The sequence below is a fragment of the Pseudomonas sp. FG36 genome, assembly GCF_057809275.1.
In genome coordinates, this window is record NZ_JBMDJQ010000003.1 from 201690 (window position 1) to 216718 (window position 15029).

16 protein-coding genes and 2 pseudogenes are annotated in these 15029 nt (G+C 60.2%); 9 read left to right on the forward strand and 9 right to left on the reverse strand.

What is annotated here, in order from left to right; translation table 11 throughout:
- Positions 1-318: 318 nt before the first annotated feature.
- Positions 319-1326 carry a hypothetical protein gene (locus ACODS9_RS04675; RefSeq protein WP_489093375.1) on the forward strand — a complete coding sequence of 336 codons (1008 nt, stop codon included), beginning with the start codon at positions 319-321 and terminating at the stop codon, positions 1324-1326.
- A 77-nt stretch (positions 1327-1403) separates the two neighbouring features.
- Here ACODS9_RS04675 and ACODS9_RS04680 read toward each other — a convergent pair.
- Positions 1404-2031: pseudogene (locus ACODS9_RS04680) on the reverse strand (thiamine pyrophosphate-binding protein); the annotation flags it as partial.
- Between the two features lie 145 nt (positions 2032-2176).
- Here ACODS9_RS04680 and ACODS9_RS04685 point away from each other — a divergent pair.
- Positions 2177-2701 carry a cupin domain-containing protein gene (locus ACODS9_RS04685; RefSeq protein ID WP_489093376.1) on the forward strand — a complete coding sequence of 175 codons (525 nt, stop codon included), beginning with the start codon at positions 2177-2179 and terminating at the stop codon, positions 2699-2701.
- 17 nt (positions 2702-2718) lie between these two features.
- On the opposite strand, the gene ACODS9_RS04690 is transcribed toward ACODS9_RS04685, so the two are convergent.
- Positions 2719-3819 carry a mechanosensitive ion channel family protein gene (locus ACODS9_RS04690; RefSeq protein WP_038706149.1) on the reverse strand — a complete coding sequence of 367 codons (1101 nt, stop codon included), beginning with the start codon at positions 3817-3819 and terminating at the stop codon, positions 2719-2721.
- Positions 3820-4113: 294 nt separating this feature from the next.
- Between ACODS9_RS04690 and ACODS9_RS04695 the strand changes: the two genes are divergently transcribed.
- Positions 4114-4302 carry a hypothetical protein gene (locus tag ACODS9_RS04695; protein WP_489093377.1) on the forward strand — a complete coding sequence of 63 codons (189 nt, stop codon included), beginning with the start codon at positions 4114-4116 and terminating at the stop codon, positions 4300-4302.
- 243 nt (positions 4303-4545) lie between these two features.
- On the opposite strand, the pseudogene ACODS9_RS04700 reads toward ACODS9_RS04695, so the two are convergent.
- Positions 4546-4816 (reverse strand): annotated as a pseudogene (locus ACODS9_RS04700) (short chain dehydrogenase); the annotation flags it as partial.
- A 194-nt stretch (positions 4817-5010) separates the two neighbouring features.
- Here ACODS9_RS04700 and ACODS9_RS04705 point away from each other — a divergent pair.
- On the forward strand, positions 5011-5391 hold the full coding sequence (locus tag ACODS9_RS04705) for a termination factor Rho (protein WP_489093378.1): 381 nt from the start codon (positions 5011-5013) through the stop codon (positions 5389-5391).
- 71 nt (positions 5392-5462) lie between these two features.
- On the opposite strand, the gene ACODS9_RS04710 is transcribed toward ACODS9_RS04705, so the two are convergent.
- The gene (locus ACODS9_RS04710; RefSeq protein ID WP_489093379.1) at positions 5463-6365 is read right to left on the reverse strand and encodes a LysR substrate-binding domain-containing protein; all 903 of its coding nucleotides are present in this window, start codon (positions 6363-6365) and stop codon (positions 5463-5465) included.
- Positions 6366-6481: 116 nt separating this feature from the next.
- On the opposite strand from ACODS9_RS04710, the gene ACODS9_RS04715 reads away from it, so the two are divergent.
- On the forward strand, positions 6482-6937 hold the full coding sequence (locus tag ACODS9_RS04715; protein ID WP_489093380.1) for a PACE efflux transporter: 456 nt from the start codon (positions 6482-6484) through the stop codon (positions 6935-6937).
- Between the two features lie 38 nt (positions 6938-6975).
- On the opposite strand, the gene ACODS9_RS04720 is transcribed toward ACODS9_RS04715, so the two are convergent.
- Positions 6976-7194 carry a hypothetical protein gene (locus tag ACODS9_RS04720; protein ID WP_023630431.1) on the reverse strand — a complete coding sequence of 73 codons (219 nt, stop codon included), beginning with the start codon at positions 7192-7194 and terminating at the stop codon, positions 6976-6978.
- Between the two features lie 298 nt (positions 7195-7492).
- Between ACODS9_RS04720 and ACODS9_RS04725 the strand changes: the two genes are divergently transcribed.
- From ACODS9_RS04725 to ACODS9_RS04735, 3 genes are all read left to right on the forward strand, one after another.
- On the forward strand, positions 7493-8353 hold the full coding sequence (locus ACODS9_RS04725) for an RNA ligase family protein (RefSeq protein ID WP_489093381.1): 861 nt from the start codon (positions 7493-7495) through the stop codon (positions 8351-8353).
- Between the two features lie 14 nt (positions 8354-8367).
- Positions 8368-9513, forward strand: a complete 1146-nt coding sequence (locus ACODS9_RS04730; RefSeq protein WP_489093382.1) for an AAA family ATPase — start codon at positions 8368-8370, stop codon at positions 9511-9513.
- A gap of 234 nt (positions 9514-9747) precedes the next feature.
- The gene (locus tag ACODS9_RS04735) at positions 9748-11148 is read left to right on the forward strand and encodes an MATE family efflux transporter (RefSeq protein ID WP_046855582.1); all 1401 of its coding nucleotides are present in this window, start codon (positions 9748-9750) and stop codon (positions 11146-11148) included.
- 240 nt (positions 11149-11388) lie between these two features.
- Here ACODS9_RS04735 and ACODS9_RS04740 read toward each other — a convergent pair whose 3' ends face one another.
- The 4 genes from ACODS9_RS04740 to ACODS9_RS04755 all read right to left on the reverse strand — a co-directional run bounded on the left by ACODS9_RS04740 (position 11389) and on the right by ACODS9_RS04755 (position 13888).
- Entirely contained in the window at positions 11389-11703 is a 315-nt protein-coding gene (locus ACODS9_RS04740; RefSeq protein WP_489093383.1) for a hypothetical protein, read from the reverse strand.
- A gap of 272 nt (positions 11704-11975) precedes the next feature.
- Positions 11976-12425: a hypothetical protein gene (locus ACODS9_RS04745; protein WP_234560955.1), complete on the reverse strand. Its 450-nt coding sequence runs from the start codon at positions 12423-12425 to the stop codon at positions 11976-11978.
- A 104-nt stretch (positions 12426-12529) separates the two neighbouring features.
- Positions 12530-12772: a DUF7660 family protein gene (locus tag ACODS9_RS04750; RefSeq protein WP_052895951.1), complete on the reverse strand. Its 243-nt coding sequence runs from the start codon at positions 12770-12772 to the stop codon at positions 12530-12532.
- A gap of 201 nt (positions 12773-12973) precedes the next feature.
- Positions 12974-13888, reverse strand: a complete 915-nt coding sequence (locus ACODS9_RS04755; protein WP_489093384.1) for a LysR family transcriptional regulator — start codon at positions 13886-13888, stop codon at positions 12974-12976.
- A 102-nt stretch (positions 13889-13990) separates the two neighbouring features.
- On the opposite strand from ACODS9_RS04755, the gene ACODS9_RS04760 reads away from it, so the two are divergent.
- Positions 13991-14959, forward strand: a complete 969-nt coding sequence (locus ACODS9_RS04760; protein WP_489093385.1) for an ABC transporter substrate-binding protein — start codon at positions 13991-13993, stop codon at positions 14957-14959.
- Positions 14960-15029 lie beyond the last annotated feature (70 nt).

Sequence of the window (15029 nt, forward strand, 5' to 3'; positions counted from 1 at the left end):
GACTTGACCGTCCTTGTTGCGAGACCGTGGTTGCTCACCACCGCCAGGCTTTGGAACGTTCACGTTAGGGTTGAGAGGGCGGCGATCTGTCATACGGAATCTCCTTCGTTCTGCACTAAAAGGTACAAGAGGTTTTGATAAGCCGCAAAACATACAGACAGTCAGAACACATCATATGGTGTTATGAATTCTGTCATAACACAACATAATGCGCTTCGCTTGTTAGCGCAAGTAGTTTGGATCCACGTAGGAGGTCGGTTCAGACCGGGCTAGTGTTTATGTTAATGTGCCATCATTCAGACGAAATGGAGCATCGTGATGGGATGGAAGGGAACAGTGCGATCTTTGCAGGCATCGGCCAGGCGGGCGGAGCGCAATGCCCATCGCCGGCAGCGTGAGCTCGAGAGTCGCCGAAAGGCATTCGCCAAAATGGAGGCCTTGGAACAAGCGGCGTACGAGGTTGAGGTTTATGAAAACCACATCGACCTCCTTCTATCGATGCACAAAGAATGCGCCGAACCAGTTAGATGGAAGAAAATCCTATCGAAGCCAGAGCCCAAGCAGCCCTTGAAAACTGGAGCGCTTGAGCAAGCTGCGCAGCACGCATCTGAGACCTACAGTCCTAACTTCTGGGCCAAGCTCTTCAAGCTGGAGAACCGACAGCGTGCAGCTCTGGTAGCCAAAATCGCTACTGCAGCAGCTGAAGACCAGAGAGTGTTCCAAGCGAATTTTGATGAGTGGAAGGCTGCCCACACCGACTGGGCCGAAGAACGCGACATTGCACTGCGAATCCTTGATGGCGATCGCCAGGCGAAACTCGATGCTATTGAAGCTTTCGAGTCCTTCGAGGAAATTTCCCACCTCGGCTCATCAATTCAGATGACCGTCCATGAAGGTGGAGTACTGGAGGCCAAGCTTGCCATCCACGGCTCGCATGTCATCCCCAGCGAGATCAAATCGCTGCTCAAAAGCGGCAAGCTTTCAACCAAGGCGATGCCCGCGGGACGTTTCAATGAGCTTCACCAGGATTATGTCTGCAGCTGCGCGCTAAGAGTCGGTCGTGAGCTACTGGCCATCCTCCCGGACGACCTGGTCATCGTCACTGCGATGGATAACGTGCTCAACAGTTCAACAGGGCACATGGAAGATCAGCCTATCCTCAGCGTTGCATTTTCCCGGGCCACAGTGGATGGCCTGAACCTTGAGGCGATTGATCCATCAGACGCGATGAAGAATTTTGTTCACAACATGAGCTTTAAGAAAAGTGGCGGGTTTTCGGCAGTGCCGGCTCTAGGCGCACAGCGCTTTGCTCGTGTAGACGCGTGATGTCATAGAGGTCTAGGGCACTAGCGTAAGCTGGGTTGTCGCGAAGCCTTCGACGACGCTGGGGAGATTTCACATCAAATCCAGGGCAGGGTGTCCGGCAGCACGGCCTTGCCCAGCAGCGCCTTGGCCACGCCCGCCCCGAGCTTTGTAGCCGACGCCGGAGTGCACGGTGCCGTGGGCCCTGGCGGGCGCTTCATAGGGCAGGTCCTGCAGATCATTGGGCAGGATGATGGCGGTTACCCGGCGCTCGCCCACGGCCGTGCGCACGGCGCGGTCGAGCAGGTGGCGTACCTGGGCAGGAGTGGAAGCCTGCTGCACGAACGCCCCGGCGACGTCCTTGAACATCGACAGCAAATCCAGCTCCTGCTGATAGTGCCCGCCCAGCGCCGCCCGGGCCTGCTGGCCGACGATGGCCAGCACCGGCTGGTGGTCCATGCGCGCATCGTACAGCCCGGTAAGCAGGTGCGAAGCACCAGGGCCCGAGGTGGCGATGCATACACCCAGCTCACCGGTGAACTTGGCGTGGGCGCTGGCCATGAACGCGGCCATTTCCTCATGGCGGGCCTGAATGAATTCGATCTTGCCGTTGGCCCGGTTCAACGCGCCGAACACACCGTTGATGCCGTCGCCCGGGTAACCATAGATACGCCGCACGCCCCACTGGTACAAACGCTCGACCAGGAAGTCACCTACCGTCGTTGTCATCGTCGTGTCCCTGTCAGTGATGGATAGGGTCTGGACTGGATCGCGAAGGCGAAAGTTTCACTGGGTGTACCTGGTCGCCCGGCAGGAACCTCGACACTGGCAGCGCATTCTCAAGGGTATTGCCCAACTTCATCGCGAGGCCCTCATGTTTACCCTCGACAGCACCACCCAGCCGCAGAGGACGCTGCATTTCGCCGATGACGGCGCGACGCCGAACAGCCGCTTCGCCGTATTGCTCTACCGCCTGCGCCTTGCACCGGCCGATGACAACGCCAGCGCGTTCGAGGCGTTGTTCGCCGCTCACCAATGGACGCCGTTGTGGCGCGACGGCATCTTCGACTATCAGCATTTCCACCCCAATGCCCATGAGGTATTGGGTGTTTCCCGCGGGCAGGCGCGGGTGAGACTGGGCGGCACGGATGGGCAGACGTTAACCGTGAAAGCGGGCAATGTCCTGGTCCTACCGGCTGGCACCGGCCATTGCTGTGTCGAGCACAGCGAGGACTTCCTGGTGGTGGGGGCTTACCCGCTGGGGCAGGAGAAGTACGCCATCCAACGGCCCGAAGACGGCGCGCACGACCAGGCGCTGGCGCGCATCGCCGCCGTGCCCAGGCCAGCGCAAGATCCTGTGACCGGCGCACGAGGCGCCCTGATGACGCTATGGCGCTGATCACCAGCGAACGGCATTCAGGCCTCTTTGAAGCGCAGCATGTCTTCCTGGGGTAGCGCGGTGACCTTGATCGCCCGCACCGGCACGGCAAACTTGGCACCGATCCTGGAAAAACGCTCAAGCAGGTGGAAATTGATGGCCTGCTGGATATCCATGTACAGGTTGTAGCCGGGGTCCTTGACGATATACACGCACTCGAACTCCAGCGCCTCCTTGCCGAAGCCACGCAGGTGGGCGCGGTCGAAGCGTGCCTGGCCCTGTGCCTTGATCGCCTCCTCGATGATGCCGGGTGCCTTCTTCACGGCATCGGTGGGGGTGTCATAGGACAAGCCGAACTCGAACACGATGCGTCGCTCCTGCAGGCGCTTGTAGTTCTGGATGGTGCTGCTGATCATGCTGGCATTGGCCATGACGATCTGCTCGCCGCCCAAGCTGCGGATGCGCGTGGTCTTCAGCCCGACATGCTCCACGGTGCCGGCCAGGGGGCCGACGACGATGAAGTCGCCCACCTCGAAGGGCTTGTCCACGGCGATCGACAGCGAAGCGAACAGGTCGCCGAGGATGTTCTGCACCGCCAGCGCCACGGCGATGCCACCCACCCCGAGACTGGCGACGAAGGCGGTGATGTTCACCCCGAGATTGGACAGCATGGCCAGCACCACCACCGACCACAGCAGCACCCGCGCGCCCCAGGCGGACAGCGTGGCCAGCGCGCTGCCCTGGTTGAGCCCGTCGCCGCCGTGCCGAGCAAAATAGCGGCGCAGGCCCAGGGCGATGGCGCGGTTGGCCCACAGGCCGATCTGCAGCGCCGCCACCACAAACCACAGGCTGCCGACCCGGGCCAGCCAGCGCTCGGGCAAATCGAGCATGCCCAGGCCCACCAGCAGCGAGGCGAGCAGCAGCAAGGCATTGCTGGTGCCGTCGAGCACCTTGGCCAGCACCTGGCTGAACGCGCCGTCGTGTTCCGACCAGCGCCGAACCCGCCGCTGCACGAAGCTGATCGCCGCCCGCGCCGCGACAAAGGTAAGGGTGGCGACGCCCAACGCCAGCAGCAGATTGAGGATGGAAATACCGAACAGTGTGGTATCGGTGAACAGTTCAATGATGCGGTCATTCATGAGTGGCTCGCCTCCTGGTTGCCCTCGGTGATGTGCAGCGTCCTTTCATGGGACTTCGAGGTACGGCCAGAGGTCGATCGGATTTTCACGACCGGGTTTTCGGAACGTCTTGACCCTGCCAGCGCTCAACCGCGTCACAACAGCTGCCATTCGTCCGACACTTGCGACTTGGCCTGAACACCCGGGGGGTAAAGCGCCCTTATTCAAGTCGAACACGCGCTGTTTACCTTCCAATAAAAATTTTGCCCGAGGCCTTTGTAAATGGTGACCACCCCTACCGATCTGGAAGTGGCAATGGAAATCGGCATCAGCGAAACCGAGGTCAAGCGGTATCGGGGCGATACCTTTCTGCTGGGGGACGGCGTATGGCTGATCCATTTCGGATACACCATGCCCAAGGAATTGCGTGCGCGCCTGACCGGCAGCTTTACCCTGATCTTCAAGCCTGAGATGGCTGTCAGCGACAGGCGCAGACCGGGGTAGGGCGCGCCTGCGCCTGGTACGCTTAGCGACGCCTGCGTTCAATTGCCGCCAGCACCCACCCCGCCAGAAATCCCAGAGCCAGGGCGCTCGCCAGGACGGCTGCGGGGTGGCTTTGCAGGCGCTCGACACCCGCTACCAAACGCCGCCCCTGCGTCACTGCGAAGGCTGGAGTTTCAGGTGTCGATGGCCGCTGCCCGTACGGTTCGACTTCACCGGCCCCCTCGTCGGGAGGCCAATGTTCAAGGCGCGCCACTTCCAGGGGAGTGCCATCGACCAAGGTCAACACCAGGTCCTTGATCTCGCCGGCGAAGCGATCCGCGAACATGGGCTCGCCCGTGGCATCGAGGTTGTCATAGATGAATCGCCGCCCCTCCAACCACCCCACGGCAGTCAGCAGTTCCGGCCCCAGATAGTACTTGCCGTCGAGGAAGAAGCCGGTGAACGGATGCACCCGCTCGAGGTTTTCCACGGCATAGCGTTCTCCCGGTTTCATACCGGTGGCGGGATCGATCAAAGCGCTCATGGGTTGGATCTCCTGCACGCTGTGGTGACGGGTCTATGCAGGGGAAGCCAGGGAGCGCGCGAAAGTTCAGGCGCAGATCACCAGTGGCATTGCCTTGCGGTGACCGACCACTCGTCCTGTCAATCGCACTTCGCTAGCGGCAGTGGCTTCAACCGTTCAGCCAAACCCACTCAGGAGTGAGCGACATGCCCCGTGGAGACAAAGACAAGTACACCGAGAAACAGAAGCGCAAGGCCGAACACATCGAGCAAAGCTACGACCACAAGGGCCTGTCCAAGGACGAGGCCGAGTCCCGCGCCTGGGCTACCGTCAACAAGCAGTCCGGCGGCGGCGACAAGGCCGGTGGGTCGGGCAGCAAGACTTCGTCGAGCGAAAAGAAGACCGCACGCTCCGACTCGGCCAAGCGGGCGGCGAAAACGCGTCAGGGCCATGCGCGTGAGTCAGGTGCGTCACTGGAGACTCAGACCAAGGAAAGCCTGATGAAAGAGGCGCGCAGCAAGGATATCAAGGGGCGTTCGCGCATGACCAAGGCGCAACTGGTCGAGGCGTTGCGCAGGAAAGGCTGATGCGGCGCTTACCGGCCAGTGACGGTTCCGGGCTTGGAGGAGGGCGGCCATGCTTGATCCACAGGCGTCACTCAACGCACATCCGTCATCGTCGCTGCGGCCACTTCGGCCAACCAGGCCAGCAGCGCCTTCATGTGTGGCTGCCGTTCCCGGCCCGGTACGCAGACCGCCATGTAGCGCGGCCCCGGCAGGCTGACGTCGGGACGGAAGGCCGCGAGTTCGCCACGTTGCACGCTATCGGCCACCAGTACATTGCTCGCGAGCACCAGGCCCTGGCCTGCAACGGCGGCACTCAAGGCAAAATGCTCGTCATCGAATTCGCGCATGCGTGCACGCCCCAGCCAGTCTTGGCAGCCCGCCGCCTCACACCAAAGCTGCCAACTGATCGAGCAGCCTTGCGGGACCTGCCAGCGCAGGTCGATCAACTGGAGCTGTTCAACTGCCATGGTGGCGAGCACCTCAGGTGCGGCATAGACCGCGAAACGCTCCTCCATCAGCGGCAGGTTGAACAGCTTCGGGTCGGTATGGCTGACGGCTCGAATCGCCAGGTCGATGCTCGAATCGCGCAGCAGGTCGACCAGTTCGTTGCCGGTGTCGATGCGCAGGTTGAACGCCTCGAAAGCACGGTAGAAATCGCCCAACCTCGGAATCAGCCAGGCGGCGGCCAGCCCGGGCGTAGTGGACAGGGTCAGGGACTGTGATGCGGTGCCGGGCAGGAAGTGCTCCAGGCTACGACTGATATCCAGGAGTGCGCCATGGACCTCGCGATAGAGCCGCTCGCCTTGCTCGGTGAGCCTCACGCCCTGCGCGCTGCGCTCGAACAGCAAAGTGCCAAGCCGGGTCTCCAGCACCTTCACCTGGTGGGAAATGGCCGCCGGCGTGACCGAGAGCTCCTCGGCCGCGGCCTTGAAGCTGGTGAGGCGCGCCGCGGCCTCGAAGCTGCGCAACGCGTTGAGCGGAAGCGAAGAGAACACCGACCACCTCGTGGGATGAATTGGATTGATGCCCGCTCAATTTATCTCATTTTTCGTGGCGTTCACCGAGCGCTAACGTGGCGGCATCCGCTTTCACCGCCCACAGGTGCACTGTCATGCAAGGTCCCGCCCGCAAGATCGTCCAGGCCGTTCTTTACGAGGCGATCGCCGTCGCCATGCTGTCACCGGCCATCGCCATGGTCTACGACAACGGTTTGGCGCATGCCGGCGCGCTGTCGTTGATGCTGTCCGCCAGCGCGCTGGCCTGGAACGTGGTGTACAACTATCTGTTCGAGTTTTGGGAGCGCCGTCAGCCGAACCGTGCCCGCACCCTCGGCAGGCGCTTGCTGCACTCGGCAGGGTTTGAAGGCGGGCTGGTGCTGTTGCTGGTGCCACTGGTGGCCTGGTGGCTGCAGATTTCCTGGTGGGCGGCGCTGGTGACCGACCTGGGGCTGTTCGTGTTCTTCTTCTTTTATGCGCTGGTGTTTCAGTGGGCGTTCGACCGCGTGTTCGATGTGCCAGTCTCGGCGCAGGGCGAGGTATCGGCCGAGGCTTGTGCGGGGCGAGGGTAGGGCGGCTGCGAGGCGAGGTGCCGAGCCGCCCGGATGCGTCAGTCCTTGCTGGCGTTGAGCTTGCGCAGCTCTTCGTAGGTGGCCGACTGGACGAACCAGAAGCCGGAGACGATGCACCAGCCGAGGCTGCCGACCACGAACACACCCAGGGCTGGCAGGAATCCGCCGGTGAACAGGGTGATGAGGGCGAACAGCCAGATAACGGCCAGGGAGACGTAGAGGACGATGTTGTTGACGCTGATGACGAAGTCTTTCACGAAGCGTATTCCTTGCGGGATATCAGAAGATTGCCCCTCCAGGGGCGCGCAGATGCTATCACATTGCTGCTATCGAGGGCTTGACCCGCGACCGATACCTGCTGTTGAATATGCGCCCTCGAATCCCCGCAACCTTTTGCCAAAGTGGTGAAGCCAGTGCCCTGCGCCATCAAACACGCCTGATACCGACGACGGTCCATCGTGCCTGATGGCTGCCCGTTCTTGCGCGCGGCGGCGCTTCATCCTCGTACCTGCCTGATCCTGTCGTCGGTTTTTCCCTATTTCCAAGGAGAAACCCATGAACATGGATTTTCGTGCCGACGCACATCCTCTCGAACTGCTCAAATACCCCCGCACAGCGCATCTACAAGGCTCGCGCCTGCAGGACGGCGACAGCGATGCCGGCCAGGTGGCCTATGGCTCGCTGGTCGGCCAATGGCTGGTGGTGGAAGAGAAACTCGACGGCGCCAACGCCGGCATCAGCTTTACCAACGGTGGCGAGCTACGCCTGCAATCGCGTGGCCATTACCTCAGCGGCGGCGGCCGCGAGCGCCAGTTCAACCTGTTCAAGCAGTGGGCCGTGGCCCACGAGCACTGGTTGCTCGAGCGTCTTGAAGACCGCTTCGTGCTGTATGGCGAGTGGCTGCACAAGAAGCACTCGGTGTTCTACGACCATCTGCCGCATTACTTCTGCGAGTTCGACGTGTGGGACCGCGCCACAGGCCAGTTCCTGTCCACCGCGGCGCGCCGACACCTGCTCGCGGACGGCCCGGTGCTTTCGGTGCCGGTGCTGTACGAAGGCCCGGCACCGCGCCGCTACGCCGACTTGATGGCGTTGCTCGGCGACTCGCTGGCCAAGACCGTGCGTTGGCGCGAAGTGTTCGAGCAGGTGGTACGCCGCGAAGGCCTCGACTTGGCCCGCGCCTGGCGCCAATGCGACCGCTCGAGCCGCATGGAGGGGCTGTACCTGAAGCTCGAAGACGAGCGCCAGACCCTGGGCCGGCTCAAGTGGGTGCGCCAGGACTTTGTCCAGGCCATCCTCGACGCCGACCAGCACCATGCCAACCAACCGTTCATACCCAATCAACTGGCCGCCGGCGTCGATCTCTACGCACCGCGCCTGTCCCTGGACTGGCACGGCGAACGCCGCGGCTACTGAAGGAGCTTCCTGAGATGGATATTCGCCAACTGCTACAACTGGTGCCCGACCCCGGGCACGACATGGACTGCGCCGCCTGCCTGGCGGCCATCCCGGCCCTGGCACGCCTGGCCGACACCCCGCAGGATCCGACCTATCACGCCGAGGGCGATGTGTGGGTCCATACCCGCCTGGTGGTCGAAGCGTTGCTGGCGCAGAGCGCCTACCGCGACGCCAGCGCCGAGCAGCGCTTCGTGCTGTTCTTTGCAGCCCTGCTGCATGACATCGCCAAGCCCGATACCACGGTCATCGACCCGCAGACCGGGCGTATCGGCCAACCCGGCCACTCGCGCCGGGGCGCGGTGGATGCGCGTCTGCTGCTGTGGCGCGCCGGCGTGCCGTTCGCGCTGCGCGAACAGATCTGCCGGATCATCACGGTGCATCAACTGCCGTTCTTTGCCTTGCAGGGCGACCGCAGCGGACGCAGCGCGGAGTTTCTGCTGCACAAGCTGTCGTGGGAACTGCCGGTGTGGATGCTCTGCGCGGTGGCTGAGGCCGACATGCAGGGCCGCCACTATGCCGGCAAGGCCGATGTGCTGACCGCTATCGAACTGTGGCGCGAACTGGCCGCAGAGGAGGGGTGTTTGTACGGCCCACGGCCGTTTGCCGACGACTACACGCGCATTCAGTACCTGCGTGGCGCCCGCGTGCACCCTGACTATGCGCTGCACGAGCCCCAGGGCTCCCAGGTGGTGATGCTCTCCGGCCTGCCGGCCAGCGGCAAGGACACCTGGACCGCCCGACACCACCCGGACCTGCCAGTGGTGTCGTTCGACGACGCGCGCCAGGCCCTGGGCCTGCGCCACGGCCAGAACGAAGGCGCGGCCGCGCACTACGCCATCGACCGGGCCAAGGCGCTGTTGCGCGAGCGCAGACCCTTCGTGTGGAACTCGACGCACCTGTCGGCGCAGATGCGCAGCCGGACGCTGGACTTGCTGTACGGCTATGGGGCGCAGGTGGAGATCGTCTACCTGGAGCGGCCGGAGGACGAGATCATGCGGCGGAACCAGCGACGCGATACGTCGCTGCGTAATGACGATATACGGCGGATGATGTTCAAGTGGGAGGTGCCGTTGCCGACCGAGGCGCATCGGGTGAGGTATGAGGTGGTGACGGGCTGAGCATCGATCAGAAGATTATTGACAAGTTTCGCACTCTTCTGACTTTAGTTCGCCTTTTCGATCTGACGGGCTTGTTCGGAGTTGTCTTAACGGCGAAAAGCGATCAGTTGGCAGCTTGTCCGCTCTAGTGGGAAAATCGCCACAGGCGGGGGTATATCGGTCAGGTATTATTTAACACTGGCGTAGCGCTGACTAAGTGCCCTCGCGGTAGCTGCTAAACAAAGGAATGTGAATATGCGGCACTGGTTTGACTCAGGAGTGGCGAAAAGAATCTTCACTGTCTCGTTTCCGTTGATGGGAACGATGGTCGGCAATTTACTGATGATGCTGGTCGACAGACTATGCCTGGCGCACTACTCACAAGATACGCTGGCCGCGTCTGGACCAGCGGTATTCACAAGCATGGCGATCATCGCGTTTTTCTGTAGCACCGTGGGGGTGGCACGTTCCTTTATTGCGCAGGCGCATGGTCGATCAGGGCTCAGTGCAGCTTCGCGTGAAGCTGCACTGGGGCTGCTCCTTGGTATGGCCTGTGGGGCCCTGCTGTTCATCGCAGCCCCGCTGATCGCGATGATTCCACAACTCAGCTCTCGACCAGCGCAGATTGTCAACCTGGAGTCGCGGTACATGCTCTGGGCGGCGCTCTTCGGTGGCGTAATGACGATCGACACGGCGCTGTCCTCGTTTTTCAACGGTGTTGGTCGCACCCGCGAAACACTTATAGTGGGAATCATCGGTCAAGTAGTCGACTCGATCTTCACTGTCGGCCTGGTCTTCGGCAAGTTCGGGCTGCCCGAAATGGGCATGACTGGGGCCGCTGTAGGTACATTGATCGGCACGCTGTCCATGCTGGCATGCTATGCCGTAATGCTGCCTCGAGAAGTCTGGCTTGAGGTGATGAACATCTTCATTGCCCGCAGCGAGCACCTAGTGCCGCAGCTGTTTTTCCGGTTGCGTAGAGGTGTTCCCGGTGGCCTATCCGCCGGAGTGGATCAGCTTGGAAACACTGCGTTCATCTGGATTGTGGCGGTACTGGGTGCCAGTGCACTAGCGGCAAACAACGTCAACCTAACCGTGAATTACCTAGGCATCATCCCAATCATTGGTTTAGGCATTGGTTGCAGCATTCTGTGTGCCACTGCAGTGGGCAAGGGGCGCTACACCGAGTTGGCAATGATCCTGCGGGTCACGGTGATCATTGAACTGCTCTACGTCCTGCTGGTTTCCACCGTTCAAATCACTGTGCCGCAAGTCTTGCTCAGGGCATTTGGTGACCTGGGACAAAACGCGCAGACCATGGCCCTGGCCATCGATACACAACGCGTGCTGTGGACATTCTCCACCGCTTTTGTCTTCTCGATGACCGGGGCCGCCGTCCTGGAGAGTATTGGCATGGCCCGATTTTCACTGGTCGTGCGCCTGACGCTGATGTGGTGCATGAGCATTCCGTTGATCTATTGCGTCGCCATGAGCAATCGTGACGCCCCGTCGTCGCTAATAACCTGCTGGGTTATTGGTTCGGTGTTCGAACTTTTGATTGGCTTAATTTACTTCTGGCGAATCGCCAAAGCCATTCGGGGGGCCGAAAACCGTCTTCACCTGGAGTCTCATTCAGCTAGCGAGAACGCATTGTGAGCCTGAATGCGAGCATCAGCGACTAGGCCAAGCGTTCTACAACCACTTTAACCTGCACAAACTCGCCGATCAGGCTGCATTGTGTAACCTTTACGAAGCAGACGGTGAGAAGGCGTCAGGCTTGATCTTGAAGCTTTTTCGTCTGCACTGAATGGCAGCTTCCGACCCAAAGCTGCCTGTCAGCAGCTAGCAGGTGAAATTCGCTGATAGGAGGCGAGAGATGCGACATCAAGCATATGTTCAATATTCCTCGCCTTCATCGCCTTCAACACTGGCTGCAAGTGCTTCCGCAATTTCCTTGCCCTTTATGATCGCTGCATCACTGTAAACGAAGGAAATCATCCCCCTTCGATAGTCAAAGAGATACTGTTGATGTGTTAGTGGAGAGGTCCAAGTTGCCGTATTCTTCCCGCTGAAAACAATGGTCTCACCGGTCACAGGATTTCTGCGAGTTAACTCGTTTTCTAGCTTCAATGATGGGTCAGTGGCGCAAAATAATCGCCATTCTTCAAGAGCTATTTCCGTCGATCGGACAATGTGAATTTCGTAGGCCAAAGTTGTGTCGGCTCCTGACTTTTAGCTATGTGAAGTCTTTGTGAAACACCGGAATGTCGGTAGCGTCGAGGCTAGCGACTGACGGCATACGTGTCCAGTGACTCCAGCTGGATGTTTTTTTGCCCGTTGCCACCGGTTGAGTTTGGCCGATTGCCGCCCTCCATGTAGGGTCGCTTTAGGTAGGAAGCAGCAGTTGCGGATGACCGCTATCGGCCCATGGCGGTCATAGCAGCAAGCTTGGCCAAGTCTTCAGAAAGCTTAGCTATCCCAGCCTAGTCGCTGCTACTGCCCATCAGAATCCATCTTTTCCCACCCTGCTGAATATCGAAAGCGAAGTCCCAGAACACTGGGTATGCCGGATGGCCCTTGGTTAGCCAAAATGAAGTTAGGGTGCTGGCCTGGTCTAGGCGCACATGCGTGAACAGGTCCTCAAGAAGACTCAGGATTTCGGAGCGTTTTGCATCCAAATCCAGTGGGCCGTAACCGCCATCCCCGGCGTGCAGCAGTTGCTCGGTAACCTCACTGCGAGCCTCGCTTGCGGTCACGCAGGACTGCCCGCCGATGATCACTTCGTTACCGGTGGAAAAAGCGAGTTGCTCTTCAAGCGTCCTATCCAGGTCAAAGGGCCCATAGGTGTTGACCCAGACCGAATAGTTAAAACCCTCCAAGAGATGCTCAAGCCTGAGGATTTCGTTTGCACGTAAATCTTGGGTGATACGCATACTGGCTCCTTTAATCAAGGCTTTGAAGCCTACCAGAGAGCTTTCAAGGCGTCCTGGCGATAGACCACTCGCAAACACACAACAGAAGCGGAATTGCTCTTCACTTATTCGTAAATTTTTCCGCAGTAAAGAAATGTAGCGAACTGCGCCCACGGGTTGGAAGGTGAAAGCCCTTGGCGGATACCAAATTCACTGACTTCGGCCCAAGCTATTGCGGCATCCAGGAAGGCTTCAACGCTGGTATTCTCCCAATCGTTGCTTGCGCGTTTATCAGCCGCTAGGGCGTGGACGAAAGCCAAGAAGGTCGTCGCGTCCATGACCTCGGCCAATTGTTCATGAAGGTCCACAAGTTTCTCCCTCACTAAGGTATACGCAGGTAGGCATTGTCTTTCAGATTATGAATGGCCGCTAAGGGTCGGTTGCGGCCATTCACCGATGACAGTTATGGGTCGAAAGCAGCCGGTCGTGACTGACCGCAATCGACCCAATGAAGACACTCCTCAGCTGAGTATCAGCCGTCCTCCTGTGACATGCGCCCCAGCTGTTGTTCATTCGGATGCAAACGACGGTCGCTCGGCGAACCATGCCACCGCCAGCTCCTTGAACGCCTCGGCCGAAGGCGTCAGCGGGTAGCGCTGGTCATGCGCCAGTACGATGCTATGGGTTGGCAGTTTCTCCTGAGTCGGCCGACACACCAGCGCTTGGCCATCGTAACTATGGTCACCAAATGGCCGGGTATAAATCAGCGCCACGCCAAAGCCATTGGCGACGAGGCTGCGCTGCAACTCAAAAGTGCGTACACGGTGCACAACCGCGGGTGAAATGTCGTAGAAGCTGAACAGATCCAGCACATGCTGCCAACTGTGGACCTGATCGGTGACGACCAGGGTGTATTCGGCCAGCGCCTTGAGACTGACGCGCGGCGCCTTGGCCAACGGGTGATCGGCCGACAGCAGCACCTGGGCGGTCAGCTGACACAGCTGGGTGCATTGGGTGTTTGGCGGTAAACCCAGGTCATAGGTGATGGCCAGCTCTATCGCGCCCTCACTGAGCCGCTTGCCCACATAATCGAAGCTGCCATCGCGCATATCGACCGTGACCCTTGGGCAGGACTGCTGCATCCGTCGCACGATCTGCGGCAGGCAATAGGGCGCCAGATCTTCAAAACAGCCCACCACCAGTTCCCCGACACACTCGCCTGCATCGGCATTGATCTCGGCAAAGGTCTGGGCCTCTGCCAGCACGCGACGCGCTTGCACCATGACGGTACGACCGAAGGGAGTCAGCGATATGCCAAGACCACGCTGGCGTATGAAGATTGCCTGGCCCAGCACTTCCTCCAGTTCGGTGATGGCCACCGAGATGGAAGGCTGTGATACATGAAGCTCCATGGCGGCAGTGGTCAGGTTTCCGTGCTTGGCCGCTGCGAGCGCGTAGCGAAGCTGCCTGAGCGTGAACTTCATAGTTTTTTCCGTGGTGATGCATCAGGACTTATTATTTTATCCTTTTTTATCGTTGTGAAATATTTCTCCTGCGCAGTGATCATCTTGTTTGGGAGCGTCACAATGACAATTACAAAAGCTCTGCTGTCCACGACATTTTCCTTAGGGCTCTTGGCGTGCGCTGGCGCCAGCCAGGCCGCCGGCTGGTGCGAGTCTGGCAAGCCGGTGAAATTCGCCGGTCTGAACTGGGAAAGCGGGATGCTGCTCACTGAGGTGATGCAGTTCGTGCTGAAAAATGGCTATGGCTGTGACACCGACAGCCTGCCGGGTAACTCCATCTCCATGGAGAACGCCCTGAGCAGCAACGATATCCAGGTGTTCGCCGAGGAGTGGGTAGGGCGCAGCGAGGTCTGGAACAAGGCGCAGGCCGCAGGCAAGGTCGTCGGTGTCGGCTCGCCGGTGGTTGGCGCGGTCGAAGGCTGGTATGTGCCGCGTTATGTGATCGAAGGCGATGCCAAGCGCAAACTCGAAGCCAAGGCACCGAACCTCAAGAGCATTGCCGACCTGGGGCAATACGCCCAGGTATTCAAGGACCCGGAAGAACCGGACAAGGGGCGCTTCTACAACTGCCCGGCCGGCTGGACCTGCGAGCTGGACAACAGCCAGATGCTCAAGAGCTATGGCCTGGAAAACACCTACACCAACTTCCGCCCGGGCACCGGCCCGGCACTGGATGCCGCCGTGCTCTCGAGCTACAAGCGTGGCGAGCCGATCCTCTTCTACTACTGGTCGCCAACCCCGCTGATGGGCCAGGCCGACCTGGTCAAGCTGGACGAAATGCCAGGCGTGGACAAATCCGTGACCATCAAGGTGGGCGTGTCGAAGACCTTCCACGAGCAGGCACCGGAACTGGTGGCGGTGCTGGAAAAGGTCAACCTGCCGATCGATCTGCTGAACCAGAACCTGGCGCGCATGACCAGGGACCGCATCGAGTCGGCGGACCTGGCGAAGGCGTTCCTCAAGGAGCACCCCGAAGTCTGGCATAGCTGGGTCAGCGAAGACGCAGCCAAAAAGGTAGACGCGGCACTCTGAAGGGTGTGGGCCGGTCCGGCGCCTGCCGGGCATGCCACACAGCAGTCCGCTTCACGCACTTGCTCGAGAG